The following is a 16,232-nucleotide window of genomic DNA, read 5'->3' as shown; positions in this document are numbered from 1 at the left end:
ACGATAATGAGCCAAAAGAAAGAATTCGACTGGTTCGACCATGACAAAAACAGGAAGCTTCTGTGGAAGCTCCTGTACGGCACCTGCGCCCTGACGCTGGTTCTGGAACCCATCGCCCATGTTCACGGCCACTTTGGCTGGGACAACTTCTTCGGGTTCTCTGCGCTACTCGGCTTCGGGTCCTGCGCGGTGCTGATTGTCCTCGCGAAACTCATGGGCTACGTGCTCAAGGTGAGGGAGGATTTTTATGATCGCTAACATCCCCCCGTTCTCGATACTCATCCTCGGCGCGACTCTCGTGCCGTTCTTCCGGGGCAAGATGAAAAGCCTGTACGTGTGCCTTCTTCCGGCACTGGCGTTCTGGGTGATCACACAGCTGCCCTACGGAGAATACCTGGGGGTGCACTTCTTCGGGTACGACCTGACGCTGCTGCGCGTTGACAAGCTGTCCAAAATCTTCGGCTATGTCTTCACGCTGAACGGCTTTGCGGCCTTCCTGTATGCCTTCTACCTGAAGGACAACCAGCAGCACATGGCTGCACTGGGCTACATGGGCGGCGCGCTTGGCGTGGTCTTTGCCGGCGACCTTGTCACGCTCTACTTCTTCTGGGAGTGGATGGCCGTGACGTCCACCTTCCTCATTCTGGCCCGCAGAACGAAGAAGGCCTACGGCGCCGGTTTCCGCTACGTGCTGATGCACCTGTTTGGTGGGCTGGTCCTGCTGGCGGGTATTGTGATGCACGTGCAGGGCACAGGCTCCGTGGCGTTTGAACACTTTGCGGTGCGCGGCTGGGCCTCGTACCTCATCCTGTTCGGCATCCTTGTGAACGCTGCGGCTCCGCCTTTCCACGCGTGGCTGTCCGACGCCTACCCCGAAGCCACCGTCACCGGCGGCCTCATCCTGTCGGCGTACACCACCAAAACCTCCGTCTACACCCTCATCCGCGGCTACGCCGGGTATGAGGTGCTCATTGTCATCGGCTGCATCATGGCCCTGTACGGCATCATGTACGCCCTGCTCGAAAACGACATGCGCCGCATTCTTGCCTACTCCATCATCAACCAGGTGGGCTTCATGATTTGCGGCGTGGGCATCGGCACCGCCATGTCCCTGAACGGCGCAGCGGCGCACGCCTTCTGTCACATCATCTACAAGTCTCTCTTGTGGATGAGCGCGGGCAGCGTGCTCTACATGACCGGCAAGAGCAAATGCACCGAGCTTGGCGGTCTGTACAAGACCATGCCATGGACAATGATATTCGGCACAATCGGCGCGCTGGCGATTTCGTCCGTGCCGTTCACCAGCGGCTACACCTCCAAGCCCCTAATCATTGACGCGGCAGTGCACGAGCACTTCACGTGGGCATGGCTGGTGCTTGAGGTTGCCTCCGCGGGCGTGTTCCTGCACGCGGGCATCAAGTTCCCCTACTTTGTGTTCTTTAACCAGGACAGGGGACTGCGACCGGGCGAGCCGCCGCACAAGACGATGCTGGTTGCCATGGGCATCATGGCCTTCCTGTGCATCTTCCTTGGCGTGTACCCCGATCCGCTGTATGCCATCCTGCCCTTCGACATGCCCGCGCATGAGCCGTACACCTTCGGCGGCGTGGTCAAGCAGTTCCAGCTGCTGATGCTGTCCGCTCTCGCGTTCTTCGTGTTCCTGAAGCTGCTGAAGCGTACGGACACCATCGCGATTGATACGGACATCTTCTGGCGCCTTGGCGGCCGGGCATTCTACAAGCTGATGGCAAGCGTCCTCAACGGCCTGAACGCCGTGTGTGACCACGTCATTGCCAAGGGCCTCACTGGTCTGGTCAACGGCTTCTTTGTGAATGCTCCGCTGAAGCTGACCCAGCTTGTGCTCTACCCTGTGCTCTCCGGGGCGCAGCGCGAGCGGCTGGCCAAGCAGTTCAAGGCCGGAGTGTCGCCCATCGGCCTCTCCGTGGCGGTATCCCTGCTGTACCTGTTTGGGATTATCGTCTTCATGCTGAACCGATAACATCCGATAACCACGACCATCGAGGTTACAGATATGATTACGCTGAGCGATCTGAAAAACGTCCCCATGCTGCAAGGCCTTGGTGACGATGCCCTTGAAAAGATGCTGCCGCTGGCCAAGCTGGAGAACTACAAGGCCGACGAGGTCATCTACGAGTCCGACGCACCGGCAGATGACTTCTACATCCTGCGCTCCGGCAAGGCCCTGCTGGAAGGCGACATCAGCGAAGATGTCACCATCTCCCTCGCGTCCCTGAAGCCGGGCTACCTGTTCGGCTGGTACGCGCTGGTGCCCAGCTACAGCCACACCATGCGCGCCCGCGCCACCGAACCGACGGAAGTCATCGCCTTCCCCGGCGACGGCCTGCGCGCCCTCATGGACGAAAACCACGACCTCGGCTACCGCCTCATGAACCGCCTGTTCATGCTGGTCCGCCGCCGTCTGGACTACCGCAGTGAGCAGTTCATGAAAATCCTGTCCCGCCATCCCGACCTGTCCTCCATGGACGACTAGCGGACAGCGGCGTCGCGGCCTTGCCTGACGCCACAGACTGCACGCCACGCGGCGCATGGTTCTCCATGCGCCGCGTTTTTTTGTTCCTGTTTGCCGCGCCGCCTCACGCCAAACGCGCCCGCCCACGCCCCCTCATTTTTATGCCTAGACACCAATTTGCGCCCCAAAACCCTTTACTGGCGGGGACTAAGCGCACTCCTTGCCGGATTTTCACGCGCAAGGTGTAGCACATTTACCAAAAATATATTACGACAAAGGCCGTTCTTGCGGGACACCAGTTCCGCCCACGCTTAGTCCCGGAGGCATCCCTTGCGCCACTTATCTCTCCGCACCCGGCTTTTGGCCCCGCTTCTCACGTGTCTTTTTGTCATTGCACTGGCCGCCCCCAGCTTCGCGCACAGGGTGACCATCTTCGCGTGGGAGGAAGACGGCGTCATCCATACCGAAAGCACATTCAGCGGCGGCAAAAAGGCCCGCCGCAGCACGGTTACGGTCTCCAACGCCAAAACCGGCGAAACCCTGCTCACCGGCACAACGGACGACGCAGGGCTGTTCTCCTTCCCCGTGCCGCCGCAGGCCGCCAAACAGCGTATGGACCTGCGACTCAAGCTGAATGCCGGAACCGGCCACGCCGGGGAATGGGTCATTGCCGCCGACGAATACCTCGGCGCGAAGGATTGGCAGGAGGTTGCCCCCTCCACGCCCATTACGGACGCCGAGCCCGCGCCGGTCGCCCCCGGCGGGCACAACTCGCACCTCAGCGTGAGCGAGGCCGCTCTGGAGCGCATCGTCGAGCGCGCTGTGGACCGCAAGCTGGCGCCCATTGCCAAACGCCTTGCCGCGCAGGAGACGTCCGGTCCGTCCATGGCGGATATCTTTGGCGGCATCGGCTACATCTTTGGCCTGTTTGGCGTTGGCGCGCTGGTCGCCAGCAGGAAGCGGAGCTAGCGCCCCATGCTGGACGAACGTTTCGCCTACGGCTCGTCCCCCTTGCACACGCTGGACCCCCGCGCCAAAATCTGCGCGGCCACGGCCTTTTCCTGCGTGGTGGCCGTATGCCAACAGTTTCCGGTGCTCCTTGCAGCCCTTGGCCTTGGCGCGGTGGTTCTGCTCTCCGGAGGGTTGCCGCTGCGGGCGGTTTTAAAGCGCCTGCTGGCGGTGAATATCTTTATCCTGCTGCTGTGGATTGTGGTGCCCTTCTCCATGCCGGGAACACCCGTGTTCTCGGTGCTGGGCTTTACGGCCACGCAGGAGGCCATCAACCTCACCACGCGCATCACCATCAAATCCAACGCCATCATCCTTGTGCTGACGGCGCTCATCGCCACCACGCCCGTGCCTGCGTTGGGGCATGCCCTGCGCAAGCTACATGTGCCGCAAAAACTCGGCTGGCTGCTCATTTTCACCTACAGGCAGATATTTATCATCGCCAAGGAATTCCAGCGCCTGAGCGCCGCCATGAAGGTCCGCGGCTTTACCCCGCGCACCAATATGCACACCTACCGCGCCTACGCCTCACTGCTCGGCATGGTCCTTGTCCGCAGTCTCGACCGCTCGGAGCGCGTGTATCAGGCCATGGTCTGCCGCGGCTTCAACGGCGCGTTCCACTCTCTTAACGGCCTTGCCATGACCACGCGGGATGTCGTCTTCCTCGCCCTCATGCTGGCCCTGACCTGCGCCCTTGCCGCCGGAGAACTGCTCATCCCATGACTGCCGCGCCGCTTTTTGAACTCAAGGACATCCACTTCGGCTACCCCGCTCAGCCCGAGATTCTCTCCGGCCTCAACTTCTGCCTGCGCCCCGGTGACCGCTTTGGCATCATCGGTCCCAACGGCACAGGCAAAACCACCATGGCGCACATCCTGATGGGTCTCATCCAGCCAACGCAGGGCCGTGTCTTTTTCAAGGGCCAGCCCGTGAACGCGCCGGACATCCAGCAGCGCCTACGCTGCGCCGTGGGCCTGCTGTTTCAGGACGCGGACGACCAGCTCATCTTTCCCACCGTTATTGAGGACGTCGCCTTCGGCCCGCTGAACATGGGCAAAACCACCGACGAAGCCCGCGCCATCGCCCAGCGCACCCTGCGCACCCTTGGCCTTGGCGGCTTTGAGGACCGCGTGACGCACAAGCTCTCGGGCGGTGAAAAAAAGCTCGTCTCGCTGGCGTCCGTCCTTGCCATGGAGCCGGAAGCCCTGCTCCTTGATGAGCCAACAAACGCGCTGGACGTGGACACGCGTGAGCGCCTTGTGCGTATCCTGGCGGACCTCAACAAGGCGCTGGTCATTATCTCCCACGACTGGGACTTTTTGGCCCGCACTACCCATGACATCTACGCCATGAAGGACGGGCGCATCGCCTTTGACGGCGAAACCCACACCCACCAGCACATCCACGCCCACACCCACGGCACCATGCCCCATACCCACGGGGACTAGCCGCCGCAGGCCGCCGTGGCCCCACCGCGCCGTCCACCCCTCACCCGCGCGCAGACTACCGCCCGCGCGGGGCTTCTCCATTGTCCATTTCTCTGCTATGAATGGGACTTGCGCTACCCCGTAGCGCCAATTCCCATCCACCACCATCAACGGACATTATGCAGAAAGGTATCCTCCTCGTCGCTTTCGGCTCAAGCAGACAGGCCGCACACTTGTCGCTCAAGCGCTTTGACGACGCCGTCCGGCGTCGCTTTCCCGGCGTGCCCGCCCGCTGGGCCTTCACGTCCGGTGTGGTTCGCGGCAAACTTGCCGACAAGGGCATGAAGACCGACTCCGTGCGCAAGGCGCTGGAGAAAATGTGGTTTGAAAAGTTCACCCATGTGGCCGTGCAGTCCCTGCACATCATCCCCGGCGACGAATACCACGACCTTGTGGAGGACGTGCAGCGCTTTCGCGGTGGCGAGCGCGGCTTTGAGCGCATTGTCCTTGGCCGTCCGCTCATCACCAACGAAGGTGACGTTGCCGCAGCGGCGGACGCCGTTATGCGCGCCCTGCCGCCGGAGCGCCGTACCGGGGAAGCCGTCGTGCTCATGGGACACGGCACTTGGCATGCGGGCGACTCCATGTACGACGCCCTGTATGACGAACTGCGCCGCCGCGACGACAACGTCTACGTCGCCACCATGGACGGCCGCCTCGTTATTGAGGACGTCACCAAGGCCTTGGCGGAAAAGGGCGTCACCAAGGCGTGGCTTGTCCCGCTGCTGGCCGTCCCCGGCCGCCACGTCCAAAAAGACATGTGCGGCGCAGGCCCGGACTCATGGGTCAATATTCTCTCCGCCGCGGGCATCCAGACGGAATGCGTCCTGCGCGGCACCGCCGAGTACGGGGACTTCCCCAACATCTGGCTGGACCACCTGAGCGAGGCCATTGCCAACGACGCCGAAGCCCGCTCCTGACCGGCCGCCCACAACGGAGCCGCTCTTTCTATGGGCGCTCCCCTGACGCCACAACAACGCTGTTGCAGAGCGCAGCTTCCGCCCGGCCCGCCAAGCCCGTCCAAGCCGCGCAGATATCTTCTCCAGCCCACGGCCCAACACGGCGCGGGTTCTGCGGCGTTCACTCCCCACACTGGCGCATGAGTTCCCGCCTACACAGACACGCAAAAAAACGCCCCGGACCGTACGGTTCGGGGCGCTGTTAACTCAGATATACGACTGGCTAGCCTTGGTCCGCCCAGCGGATCAGACCAAGGGAGTGCGGGTCCAGCAAGTTTTTGTGGCGCGGCAGCACACGTACGGTGTACCCAAAACGTCCCGGCCACTGCGGCGCAAACTCCCCGGTATAGCGGCACCAGCCTTCCTCCACAAACTCGCCCGGCGTCATCTCCACAGCGGCCCGCTGCTTGAAGTTGCCGTCCTGATCAAGCGCCCCGGCGTAGATTTCCACCAGCACGTTGCTGGCTTCAATGCCGTTGAGGTGCACTTCCGCCGTAACAGGGATGGGAACGCCAACGTTCACCTCGCCCTGCTGCTGGGCCGCCACGTTGCGGATATCCAGCCCATGCCACTTGGTCATCATATCCATCCGCCACTCGGCAAGCTCCTTGGCGGCCTGGAAGTCATTCTGCGTCAGCTCCAGATAGTTCCTGTACGCGGGCAGATAAGCAATGTTTGCGTAGTCCTCCACCATGCGGTGCGAGGTGAACACCGGGCCTAACTCCACCAGCGCGCGCTTCATCCGCTCTACCCACGCGCGGGGCAGATTGCCATGGCCACGGTCATAGAAGTCCGGCACCACTTCCGTCTCCAGCAGGGTGTACAGAATCTGCGACTCCACAAAATCCTGATGCCGCAGGTCGTCGTAGGTTTCCCCGCGGCCAATGGACCAGCCCACGCTGTTGTCCGAGCGGTAGGCCTCGGCCCACCAGCCGTCCAGCGTGCTCAGATTGATGACGCCGTTGACCATGGCCTTCATGCCGCTGGTGCCGCACGCCTCAAGAGGCACGCGCGGATTGTTCAACCACACGTCGCAGCCCTGAAGCATGTGCTCGGCAATGTCCATGTCGTAGTCCTGCAGAAAGACCATTTTGGGCCGGCAGTCGCCCTCGCGGCAAAACTGCACAATCTGCTGGATGATTTTCTTGCCTTCGTTGTCGGCAGGGTGCGCCTTGCCCGCAAAGATGAACTGCACCCCACGCTGGTTGTTGTGCAGCAGCTTGAGCAGGCGGTCCCTGTCCTGCAGGAGCAGGTTCGCGCGCTTGTAGGTGGCAAATCGCCGCGCAAAACCAATGGTCAGGGCCTGCGGGTCCAGCACGTCCTCGGCGGCCTCCACCTCGCTGCGCCGCGCGCCCTTCTGCAGAAGCTCCTGCCGCAGGCGATGGCGGACGAAGTCCACTAGGCGCTCACGAAGCCGCTCGTGCGTGCGCCAGAGTTCGGCGTCGGGGATGGCGTCGGCGTTTTTCCACACACGCTGGCAGTCCGGGTCCTCGCGCCAGTTGGAGCCAAGGTAGCGGTCGAACAACAGCCCAAGGTCATCAGCCACCCAGCTAGGGTGGTGCACCCCGTTGGTAATGTCCCCGATGGGGACGTCCTCCGTGGGGAATTGCGGCCACACACGCTTCCACATATTGCGCGACACGTGCCCGTGCAATTCACTCACACCGTTATTGAAGCGTGACAGGCGCAGCGCCAGCACCGTCATGCAGAAGGATTCCGCATCGTCTCGCGGGTCCTCGCGCCCAAGGGCCATAAAGACCTTAAAGGCAAGGCCAAGCTCCTGCGCGTACGGCTCCATATAGCGCTGCATCAGGTCCGGCGGGAACCTGTCATTACCCGCGGGAACAGGCGTATGCGTGGTAAACACGCAGCTAGACGCGGCAAGTTCCACCGCCGCCTCGTAGCTCATGCCGCATTCCTTCATGAACACCCGAATGCGCTCCAGCCCGGCAAAGGCGGAGTGGCCTTCGTTCATGTGGATGATTTTCGGGTCCAGCCCAAGGGCCGACAAGGCCTTGATGCCGCCGATACCGAGTAGCATCTCCTGCTGGAGGCGCATCTCCCAGTCGCCGCCGTACAGGCGTGTGGTCAACTGGCGGAACTCCGGCGGATTCTCGGGGATATTGGTGTCCATCAGGAACAGATTCACCCGCCCCACAGCCGCCTTCCACAGCTGCACCGTCACCTGCCTGTCCTGCAGGTCAAGGGTAATACGCACGGGGCGCCCGTTGTCGTCCTTCACAAGGGATATGGGCATCTGCTCAAAATCATACACGGGGTAGTGCTCGTGCTGCCAGCCGTCCGGGGCAAGGCGCTGACGGAAGTACCCCTGCTGATAGCACAGCCCAATGCCCACAAGAGGAATGTTCAGGTCGCTGGCGGACTTTAAGTGGTCACCGGCAAGAATGCCCAGCCCGCCCGAATAGATGGGCAGACACGGGCTGATGCCAAACTCAAAGCTGAAATACGCCACCACGGGGTCCTTGCCCAAGCTGCCGGGGAAGCTGAAGGTCGTCGCCACTTCGCCGACGTAGCTCTTGAGTTCGTCCACCGTCTCCTTCATGCGGGTCAGGAACAGATCGTCCTTTGCCAACTCCTCCAGCGTGTCCTGCGGCAGGCTGTTAATGAAACGCACAGGATTACTTTCGCTTTTACGCCACAAAGCTGGATCTATGCGCGAAAAAAGGTCCACAACGTTCCCGTTCCAGGCAAACAGGAAATTGTAGGCGAGTTCCCAAAGCGGGCTCAACTTCTCCGGAAGTTTCGGAACCACGCTGAAAACCTGGATAGGTTGCATATCATACTCCTTGCATGGCGCTTGTCGTACACTCTTGCGTCTATACTAGTCCGGCAGGTTATAACCTGCCAATGCACCCGCAAAATGGCAAGCACTCTCTTCTGCCCTAGGGCTCATCCCCGAGGCTGGTCTTTGACTTCCACGCCCTGCTGGACTACCTCTTTGCGTCATACTCTTTAATCGGCCGCCACCCGGCGGCCCCGTTTTGTGGAGCATACCATGTACAGCGACCAGAGCGCCCCGGGCTTCGGGAGCATCGACGTTGACTTCAAGGTGCTGCACCCGGTGCTGGAGGAGCATCCGCCCGCCTATTCCACCACCGGTTCCGCAGGGTTCGACCTGCGGGCCTGCATCGACGAAGAGACGCTGACCATCCCGCCCGGAGAACGGCGCGCCATTCCCACCGGAATCGCCATCGACATCAAATCTCCGTCGGTGGCCGGATTCGTCTACTCCCGCAGCGGTCTGGGCACCAAGGAAGGCCTGACCGTCAGCCAAGGCGTGGGCGTTATCGACCCCGACTACAGAGGCGAGATTATCGTTTCCCTGCTCAACACCTCGGACCAGACACGACGACTCCGACGAGGGCAGCGCATTGCCCAGCTCGTGTTTCAGCCCGTGCATCAGGCGCGGCTGACCAAGGTGACTGATCTTTCCGAAACCGCCCGCGGCGCTGGCGGATTCGGCCACACAGGGAAAATGTAATCCGCCACCCGGCGGCACAGGGAGAAACCCACCATGTCCGATGCACTCAGCGCGCTCAAAGAACGTGACACCGCTTCCATCTGCAACACCTACGCACGCTACCCACTGGCAGTGGAGCGCGCCTCGGGCACCCGCCTTTATGACAGCTCCGGCAAGGAATATGTGGACCTGCTTGCGGGCATCGCCGTCTGCAACCTCGGCCACGCCAATGAGGAACTGCTGGGCACCCTCACCAGCCAGTGGTCCAAGCTGGGGCATGTGAGCAATCTTTTCCACCAGACGGAGCAGGTGGAGCTTGCCGAACGCCTGCTGGCCACCTGCGGCGCGGACAAAGCCTTCTTCTGCAACTCCGGCGCGGAAGCGAACGAAGCCGCCATCAAAATGGCCCGCCGCTACATGCACACCGTCAAAGACCGTGACGCCTACGAGGTTATCACACTTGACGGCTCTTTCCACGGGCGAACTCTCGCCACGCTGACCGCAACCGGCCAGCCCAAGGTCAAGGACGGTTTCGAGCCGCTGCCCGAGGGCTTTATCACAGTGCCATTCATGGACATTGACGCCGTGCGCGCAGCCATTACCGGCAAAACCGCCGCTGTGATGGTGGAGCTTATTCAGGGCGAACGCGGCGTGCGGCCGCTGTCGCAGGAGTATGTGGACGCCCTTGTGGCCCTGTGCCGCGAAAAGGACATCCTGCTCATTGTGGATGAGGTGCAAACCGGCCTTGGCCGCACCGGCAAGTACTGGGCGCACCAGCATTACGGCATCACGCCGGACATCTTTACCACGGCCAAGCCGCTGGCCAACGGCCTGCCCATGGGCGCGCTGCTGGCCACGGACACCGTTGCCGCGGCCTTCACCCCCGGCAGCCACGGAACCACTTTTGGCGGAAACGCCCTTGTCAGCGCGGTGGCCTGCACGGTACTGGATATTATGAAGCGCGACGGCATCTGCGAAAAAGCCGCACAGACCGGCGCCTACGCCCTTGACCTCTTCCGCTCGCTGCAGGAGCGCCACCCCGGCAAGATTGCCGAGGTGCGCGGCCTTGGCCTCATCATCGGCATCGAACTCACCATCCCCGGACAGGCCATCTGGCAGGGCCTCATGGATGCAGGCTTTATCTGCAACCTGACGCAGGGGACCATCCTGCGCCTGCTGCCGCCGCTTATTATCGACCCGGCAGACCTTGAGCGCTACGCCAAGGAGCTTGACCGCCTGCTCGCGCAGGCCTAGCGCCGCCTTTTCACGCCGGGGCCTCGGCCCCGGCGCACAACGCGGCGAAAGACAAAGACGCCCATGCCCATGACCACACCAGCCGCAAGCGGCCCACAGCCCCCAGAACAGCCGCAGAGCGTTCCCGCACCGCGCCAGTTGCCCCGGCAGCGTCCGGGCATAACGCCGGACGCGCCGCCCACAACCGAGCGCGTGCGCCGCGTGCCGGAGGCCGGCACAGGCCGCATTGTGGACAACAGAGTATAACACCACAGGAATTCATGAAAAATCTTCTGCAAATCGAATGCACGGTCCCGGACTCCCTCGTGGAGGACGTCACCTTCTACCTGACGGAAAACGCCCCCCACGGCTGGCAGGAGGAGCTTTCCACCCAGCACGAGGAAGTGCTGTTCCGCATCTACTTTGAGGAATCCGCCGCCGCGCATGACGTTATTCAAGGCCTGTCCGCCACGTGGCCGGACATCACCATCCACCGCGACAGCATCGAGGAACAGGACTGGGCCAGCGCATGGCGCGAGTTCTTCACCCCGGTGGAAGCCGGACGGTTTATCGTTCTGCCCCCGTGGCGGAAGGACGAAGCCCCCGAAGGCTCCATGCCCATCATCATCGAGCCGAAAACCGCCTTTGGCACCGGCCACCACGGTACCACGGCCCTGTGCCTTGAAGCCATCGACTCGCTGGTGCAAGGCGGCGCGGTTGCCGCCGGCGGCAGGTTCTTCGACCTTGGCACCGGCTCCGGCATCCTCGGCATTGGCTGCTGCAAGCTGGGCCTTTCCGGCATAGGTCTGGACATTGACCCCCTTGCCATTGAAAACGCGCTGGAAAACCGCACCATCAACGGCGTTGGCGATGAATTTGCCCTCGGCACCGGCTCCGTGGACGCGGCAGGCGGCGACGAGCGCTTTGACCTTGTGGTCGCCAACATCCTCGCCAATCCGCTCAAGGCCATGGCCGAGCAGATCATCGCCAAGGCCAAATCCGGCGGGTGCCTTGTGCTCTCCGGCATTCTGAACGAACAGGCGGACGCCGTGGCAGAGGTCTACACCGGCCTTGGCCTGCCCGCGCCGGAACGACACTCCAAGAACGAGTGGACCGCGCTCATCTGGAGCAAGATGCCCGCCTAGCGGCGCATCGGCGGATACCCCCGCAAACACGGGACGCCGCCACACAAAAAGGCACAACCACCGCGCCATAGCTTGACGCGAAGCTGTGCCCCCAGTCCGTCACCGCGCCGCGCAGAGCGCCAGCCCGCGCCCACGCCGTGACGAACGCATCCGCACTTCCGGGCGGTGGGGCTTTGGCCCTGCCGCCCTTTTGCAGGCTCTACCCGCCGATGTCCGTATTCACGCGGTAGGCCCGCGCCCACGGCGCGCGGTCCACCACAAGCGTAAAATACGGCGCAAAGGCCGAAGGATCATCAAGAAGCATCTTTGCCATGAGTGAGCGGCGCGCCTCGCCATCCATGACCAAAATCTCCCCGCTCAGCTCGTTGGCCACAATGCGCACCCTGCCGCCCGAATGCCACTGGTACTGGTGAAAGCTCCCGTCCCGGCGGATGAAATCCATGGTCGCAAGGGGCACAACGCCAATGCCGTCAATGTGCGCCCGCCCATTTTCCAAATCAAAGCTCGTGCCCTGCAAAAGCCGCTTGGACGACCCGCCGCCCGCCGCGCCGGAGTCGAGTTTCCAATGCCCGAAACGCGTTATCCATGTAGCGATGCGCAGATTCTCCCATCCCACGGTCAAAAACTGCTGCCGCCCGGTCACGGGCCACTCCCGGCGCTCCCGCGCAAGGGATTCCACAAAAGCCTGCGCTTTTTCCGCGCCCATCTGCGCAAGACCCGCCACGGGGTCAAAGGGCGCGACGGGAAGCCGCAAGGCCTGCGGAGCCGGCGGCGCGTCGTCCCCGGCCGCCTGCGCCTGCCGCTCGCGCTCCGCCGCCATGTAGCGCAGAAATTGCCACGCCTGTAGCGGAGAAGGCGTGCTGTGCACCTTGCCAAGGGTATACAGCACGTTGCCATCCTGCCGCGCGCCGTCGCCCAGCGTGTCGCGCTCCGCGTAATACTGCGCGGCGTAGCCAAAGTCCCACCACTGCCACAGCACAGCATCCGGCTCGGCCAACCGCCCCACGTCATCAAGGGTTGCCGCATACTGCGGCGTCACCACAGGTACGGGGTCAAAGGCGTCCAGATTCATCACCGTGGGCAAGCTCACCACACACAACAGCCCCGCGTGAAACACCCAGTGTGTGCGCGTCGAATCACGGTACCGCACCACCAGCCACGACACGATATACGCCAGCCCAAGGCCGACAATCACGCCGGAATACATGGTAAAGCGCGTCCCCAGCCAGCCGCCGACCACGCCAAGAGCCAGCATCGGCGACAGCATCAACGCGGCAGGTCGCCGCCACGCCAGAGCCAGATACCCCGCAATGCCCACGGCGCTCATCACCCAATTGCCGCTCATAAAGCGCAAAACCGCGTCCGGCGCGGGCCGCGTGGCCTCACGCACGCTGGAGATAACCGACGGCAAATTCAGGTCGCCCCACGCCTTACGCACCGTCTCGTCAGCAGGGCCAAGGCCCAAATATTTGGTCAGGATAACGCCTATGGTCGCCACATCCCCCTGCCGAACCAGAAGAAGCGCGACAAAGGCGCCGGCGCCAAGGAGAGCGGTCAGGGGCATGCGCCAGCGATACACTCCCTCCGGGCGCAGCCGTGCTGCGCCAGCCAGCGCCGCGCCCACAATCCATCCCACCGGTCCCGCCAACCATGACATCAGGACAAGAGCGACCAAGAAAACAATCTCCCCCCACGCCCCGTGCCGCGAAGCCACCAAGGCCACTGCGCCGCACACCCCGCACAGGCCAAGGGCAATCACAAAGCCGGAACCATAGAACCACGTATACAGCCAAAGGAGCGCGCCAAGGCCCACCGCCCCGGCTGGCGCAGTGCGGCGGTGCTCCCACAAGCCGCGCTCTGCGTCTGCGGCGTCAGCATCCTGCTCCGCGCCGTCCTTGGGCGCAGACGCATCAGCCTTGCCACGCCGCCACGCGCCGCGCATAAAGGGCGTCAAAAGGACATAAAACCACGCCGTCGCCATCAGGGGAAAAAACAGGGTCAGAATGTCCGTGTCGCAGAACCCGACACGTGTGCGGATAAAAAAACCGGGACAGGCCACGGCCAGAAATCCGGCGGCAAGTCCCGCGGCGGGGTGCACCAGCCGCGCGGCCAAAAAGGCGGCAGGAAGCGCGGCAAGGGCGGCAACAAAAGGCGGCATCCAAAACGCAATGTCACCAAGGGGGATTCCCGTGGCCCCATGCAACCACCCCAGCAACAGGCTGAGCGGCTGTCCGGCCAGACGGCTGGTGCCCTTGGCTCCGGCCATCCATGCGTAGGCATCATGCGTGCCCACAATGGCCTCGCCGCCAACGCGCAGGTCCGCGCGCAGCCACGCCGGCACTTCCGCCATATGCAGCAGGACGGCCACGGCGTAGGCCACCACAAAGGCCACCCAAATGCCCCAACACATTCCAGCCGATGTCACCTGCCCGTCATCGCCGTGTCGTGCACATGTCATGATTCACCCGTTTTGCTGGATGGTTGCACAATTGCCGCGCGCGCATTAGACTTCCCGGATTCCCGACTGCGCCGCACCGGCGCCGGGGCACGACGCGCACAAGGACGCACCCGAAATATGCCCAGAGAAGACCTGCTTCGCGATATGTACACCGCCATGCTCACCGCCCTTGGCCCCAGCCGGTGGTGGCCAGCCACAACGCCCTTTGAGGTGGCGGTGGGCGCCATACTCACGCAAAATACCAACTGGCGGAACGTGGAAAAAGCCATCGGCAACCTGAAGGCCGCCGGGATGCTGTCGCCGGAAGGCATCCGCAGCGCCCACCCCGACGAATTGGCGGAATGCATCCGCCCGTCCGGGTATTTTCGTATGAAGGCCAATCGTCTCAAGGATTTCGTTGCCTTCCTCGGCGAAGAATGCGACATGGCCCTCACCCAGCTGCGCGCCCTGCCGCTCGACTCCGCGCGTGAGGCGCTGCTTGGTGTACGCGGCATCGGCCCCGAAACGGCGGACAGCATACTGCTCTACGCGCTCGAAAAGCCGAGTTTTGTAGTAGATGCTTATACCAGACGCATACTTACACGTCACGCACTTCTTCCAGAAGACGTACTCTACGACGAAATGCGCGACTTTTTCATGGATGTTCTGGACCCGGACGTCCCCTTGTACAATGAGTTTCACGCGCTGCTCGTTCGCGTTGCGGCCACATACTGCCTCAAAAACACGCAGCACTGCACGGAGTGCCCTCTTGCCCCGTTCCTGCCATAGCCGCCCTGCCTTCACGCTTGTCCTCGCCTTTGGGCTGGCCGTCGCCGCACTCTGCGCCGCCGCGTCCGCACAGGCCGAGGGTAGCTCGGACGCCCTGCGCCAATCCATCCGGCAGGAATCCAAACGCGCCGAACAGGGGCGCCGGACAGTCGATTCTCTGACATCCAAGGAGCGCCGCCTCAACGCGGACCTTGCCAAAATTGAGGCCGACCTTGCCACCCTGCGAAAACGCATTGCCAAGCGGGAGGACAGCCTTGCCGCACTGGACGACAAGCGCAAGGACCTGCTGCACAGGCAGGAGGATGTGGAGGCTGAAAAGGCCCGCACCCGGCGTCAGCTCTCGCGTTTGGTGAATGCGCTGTGGCCGTTGCGCGTGCGCGCCAAGCAGGGCCGCTCCGCGTCCGACCCGGCATGGGCGGCCACGGACCGCCGCTTTGCGTGGGGGGCCGCGCTCTACTCCCGCGTGCAGTCCGCCCTACGCGAACTGGACGAACAGGACCAGAAATTGCAAAAGCTTGCGACACAGCACCGCACCCTGCGCGCCGAGGCGGAAGAGCGCATCGACGCCATCAACGCCGACAAGGACGACCTTGTGCAGCGCCGCCTCAGCTTCGTGCAGCGCCTGCGCAAGGTCCGCACCCGCCGCATCAGCGAAGAGCAAGCCCTGTCGCAGATTCTGTCCGTCATCGACGACATGAACTACCGCCTCAAGGCGCTGTCCGAAACGGGCATCAAGCGGCGCAAGGGCACACTGCACATGCCGGTTTCCGGCAAGCGGTTCACCCCGCGCCAAGGGTCCGGCTCGCGCCTGACCATGGCGCCCGGACGCCGGGGCATCAGCTTTCATACCGTTGACGGCGCGTCGGTGAACGCCGTGTTTGCCGGGCGCGTTGTGCACAGCGACATCCTGCGCGGGTATGGCCGGGTGGTCATTCTGTCGCATGGTGACAAATATTATTCCCTCTACGCCTTTCTGTCGGAAAGCAACGTCATCCGTGGCGACACGGTAAAAGAGGGACAGACTATTGGCTGGACCGGTCCCTATCCCGCTGCGGATGGGCCCGGACTCTATTTTGAATTGCGTTTTGGGCAAAAAGCAATTAATCCTGATGAGTGGCTGACAGCCCTCAGATGACGGGCGGCGTCATGCTGACCGTCTGCTGCCGCAATGTCAGGCACAGGTCCGGTCAGGGCCGTTCCAT

Annotated in this window: 15 protein-coding genes; 13 read left to right on the top strand and 2 right to left on the bottom strand. The window is 62.8% G+C overall.

Features of this window, described 5'->3' with window-relative positions:
* The first annotated feature begins 6 nt into the window (after nucleotides 1-6).
* The 7 genes from ACI3L3_RS07935 (at nucleotide 7) to ACI3L3_RS07905 (ending at nucleotide 5,906) form a co-directional block, all read left to right on the top strand.
* Nucleotides 7-258, top strand: a complete 252-nt coding sequence (locus tag ACI3L3_RS07935) for a hypothetical protein (protein ID WP_404844571.1) — start codon at nucleotides 7-9, stop codon at nucleotides 256-258.
* The gene (locus tag ACI3L3_RS07930) at nucleotides 248-1,999 is read left to right on the top strand and encodes a Na(+)/H(+) antiporter subunit D (protein ID WP_404844570.1); all 1,752 of its coding nucleotides are present in this window, start codon (nucleotides 248-250) and stop codon (nucleotides 1,997-1,999) included. Before ACI3L3_RS07935 ends, ACI3L3_RS07930 begins: the two co-directional genes overlap by 11 nt.
* A gap of 33 nt (nucleotides 2,000-2,032) precedes the next feature.
* Nucleotides 2,033-2,512, top strand: coding sequence for a Crp/Fnr family transcriptional regulator (locus ACI3L3_RS07925; RefSeq protein WP_404844569.1), 480 nt, complete (start codon nucleotides 2,033-2,035; stop codon nucleotides 2,510-2,512).
* Nucleotides 2,513-2,821: 309 nt separating this feature from the next.
* Nucleotides 2,822-3,460, top strand: coding sequence for a hypothetical protein (locus ACI3L3_RS07920; protein ID WP_404844568.1), 639 nt, complete (start codon nucleotides 2,822-2,824; stop codon nucleotides 3,458-3,460).
* A gap of 6 nt (nucleotides 3,461-3,466) precedes the next feature.
* Nucleotides 3,467-4,222, top strand: coding sequence for a cobalt ECF transporter T component CbiQ (cbiQ, locus tag ACI3L3_RS07915; protein ID WP_404844567.1), 756 nt, complete (start codon nucleotides 3,467-3,469; stop codon nucleotides 4,220-4,222).
* Complete coding sequence (locus ACI3L3_RS07910; protein ID WP_404844566.1) at nucleotides 4,219-4,947, top strand: energy-coupling factor ABC transporter ATP-binding protein; 729 nt, start codon at nucleotides 4,219-4,221, stop codon at nucleotides 4,945-4,947. Before cbiQ ends, ACI3L3_RS07910 begins: the two co-directional genes overlap by 4 nt.
* Nucleotides 4,948-5,105: 158 nt before the next feature.
* Nucleotides 5,106-5,906, top strand: a complete 801-nt coding sequence (locus ACI3L3_RS07905; protein WP_404844565.1) for a sirohydrochlorin cobaltochelatase — start codon at nucleotides 5,106-5,108, stop codon at nucleotides 5,904-5,906.
* Nucleotides 5,907-6,168: 262 nt separating this feature from the next.
* On the opposite strand, the gene glgP is transcribed toward ACI3L3_RS07905, so the two are convergent.
* Nucleotides 6,169-8,742, bottom strand: coding sequence for an alpha-glucan family phosphorylase (glgP, locus tag ACI3L3_RS07900; protein ID WP_404844564.1), 2,574 nt, complete (start codon nucleotides 8,740-8,742; stop codon nucleotides 6,169-6,171).
* 219 nt (nucleotides 8,743-8,961) lie between these two features.
* Between glgP and dut the strand changes: the two genes are divergently transcribed.
* The 4 genes from dut (at nucleotide 8,962) to ACI3L3_RS07880 (ending at nucleotide 11,804) form a co-directional block, all read left to right on the top strand.
* Nucleotides 8,962-9,447 carry a dUTP diphosphatase gene (gene dut, locus ACI3L3_RS07895; RefSeq protein WP_404844563.1) on the top strand — a complete coding sequence of 162 codons (486 nt, stop codon included), beginning with the start codon at nucleotides 8,962-8,964 and terminating at the stop codon, nucleotides 9,445-9,447.
* A gap of 33 nt (nucleotides 9,448-9,480) precedes the next feature.
* A complete protein-coding gene (locus tag ACI3L3_RS07890) occupies nucleotides 9,481-10,680 on the top strand; it encodes an aspartate aminotransferase family protein (RefSeq protein ID WP_404844562.1) in 1,200 nt (399 codons plus the stop codon).
* A 69-nt stretch (nucleotides 10,681-10,749) separates the two neighbouring features.
* Complete coding sequence (locus ACI3L3_RS07885; RefSeq protein WP_404844561.1) at nucleotides 10,750-10,926, top strand: hypothetical protein; 177 nt, start codon at nucleotides 10,750-10,752, stop codon at nucleotides 10,924-10,926.
* Nucleotides 10,927-10,940: 14 nt separating this feature from the next.
* A complete protein-coding gene (locus ACI3L3_RS07880; protein ID WP_404844560.1) occupies nucleotides 10,941-11,804 on the top strand; it encodes a 50S ribosomal protein L11 methyltransferase in 864 nt (287 codons plus the stop codon).
* 199 nt (nucleotides 11,805-12,003) lie between these two features.
* On the opposite strand, the gene ACI3L3_RS07875 is transcribed toward ACI3L3_RS07880, so the two are convergent.
* Nucleotides 12,004-14,262 carry an STT3 domain-containing protein gene (locus ACI3L3_RS07875; protein WP_404844559.1) on the bottom strand — a complete coding sequence of 753 codons (2,259 nt, stop codon included), beginning with the start codon at nucleotides 14,260-14,262 and terminating at the stop codon, nucleotides 12,004-12,006.
* 117 nt (nucleotides 14,263-14,379) lie between these two features.
* Here ACI3L3_RS07875 and ACI3L3_RS07870 point away from each other — a divergent pair, with 117 nt between their 5' ends.
* Both ACI3L3_RS07870 and ACI3L3_RS07865 read left to right on the top strand, forming a co-directional pair.
* A complete protein-coding gene (locus ACI3L3_RS07870) occupies nucleotides 14,380-15,030 on the top strand; it encodes an endonuclease III domain-containing protein (protein WP_404844558.1) in 651 nt (216 codons plus the stop codon).
* Complete coding sequence (locus ACI3L3_RS07865; protein ID WP_404844557.1) at nucleotides 15,011-16,165, top strand: murein hydrolase activator EnvC family protein; 1,155 nt, start codon at nucleotides 15,011-15,013, stop codon at nucleotides 16,163-16,165. Before ACI3L3_RS07870 ends, ACI3L3_RS07865 begins: the two co-directional genes overlap by 20 nt.
* The last annotated feature ends 67 nt before the right edge of the window (nucleotides 16,166-16,232 follow it).

It is taken from the genome of Desulfobaculum sp. SPO524 (assembly GCF_044987625.1).
GTDB lineage: Bacteria > Desulfobacterota > Desulfovibrionia > Desulfovibrionales > Desulfovibrionaceae > Desulfobaculum.
This window is presented reverse-complemented; position numbering and strand designations above follow the sequence as displayed.

What these genes read in the sequence shown, in the direction of transcription:
- ACI3L3_RS07890 (WP_404844562.1), top strand. Translation starts at nt 9,481, where the DNA reads ATGTCCGATGCACTCAGCGCGCTCAAAGAACGTGACACCGCTTCCATC.
- ACI3L3_RS07930 (WP_404844570.1), top strand. Translation starts at nt 248, where the DNA reads ATGATCGCTAACATCCCCCCGTTCTCGATACTCATCCTCGGCGCGACT.
- ACI3L3_RS07880 (WP_404844560.1), top strand. Translation starts at nt 10,941, where the DNA reads ATGAAAAATCTTCTGCAAATCGAATGCACGGTCCCGGACTCCCTCGTG.
- ACI3L3_RS07875 (WP_404844559.1), bottom strand. Translation starts at nt 14,262, where the DNA reads ATGACATGTGCACGACACGGCGATGACGGGCAGGTGACATCGGCTGGA.
- ACI3L3_RS07910 (WP_404844566.1), top strand. Translation starts at nt 4,219, where the DNA reads ATGACTGCCGCGCCGCTTTTTGAACTCAAGGACATCCACTTCGGCTAC.
- ACI3L3_RS07870 (WP_404844558.1), top strand. Translation starts at nt 14,380, where the DNA reads ATGCCCAGAGAAGACCTGCTTCGCGATATGTACACCGCCATGCTCACC.
- cbiQ (WP_404844567.1), top strand. Translation starts at nt 3,467, where the DNA reads ATGCTGGACGAACGTTTCGCCTACGGCTCGTCCCCCTTGCACACGCTG.
- ACI3L3_RS07925 (WP_404844569.1), top strand. Translation starts at nt 2,033, where the DNA reads ATGATTACGCTGAGCGATCTGAAAAACGTCCCCATGCTGCAAGGCCTT.
- ACI3L3_RS07885 (WP_404844561.1), top strand. Translation starts at nt 10,750, where the DNA reads ATGACCACACCAGCCGCAAGCGGCCCACAGCCCCCAGAACAGCCGCAG.
- ACI3L3_RS07905 (WP_404844565.1), top strand. Translation starts at nt 5,106, where the DNA reads ATGCAGAAAGGTATCCTCCTCGTCGCTTTCGGCTCAAGCAGACAGGCC.
- dut (WP_404844563.1), top strand. Translation starts at nt 8,962, where the DNA reads ATGTACAGCGACCAGAGCGCCCCGGGCTTCGGGAGCATCGACGTTGAC.
- glgP (WP_404844564.1), bottom strand. Translation starts at nt 8,742, where the DNA reads ATGCAACCTATCCAGGTTTTCAGCGTGGTTCCGAAACTTCCGGAGAAG.
- ACI3L3_RS07935 (WP_404844571.1), top strand. Translation starts at nt 7, where the DNA reads ATGAGCCAAAAGAAAGAATTCGACTGGTTCGACCATGACAAAAACAGG.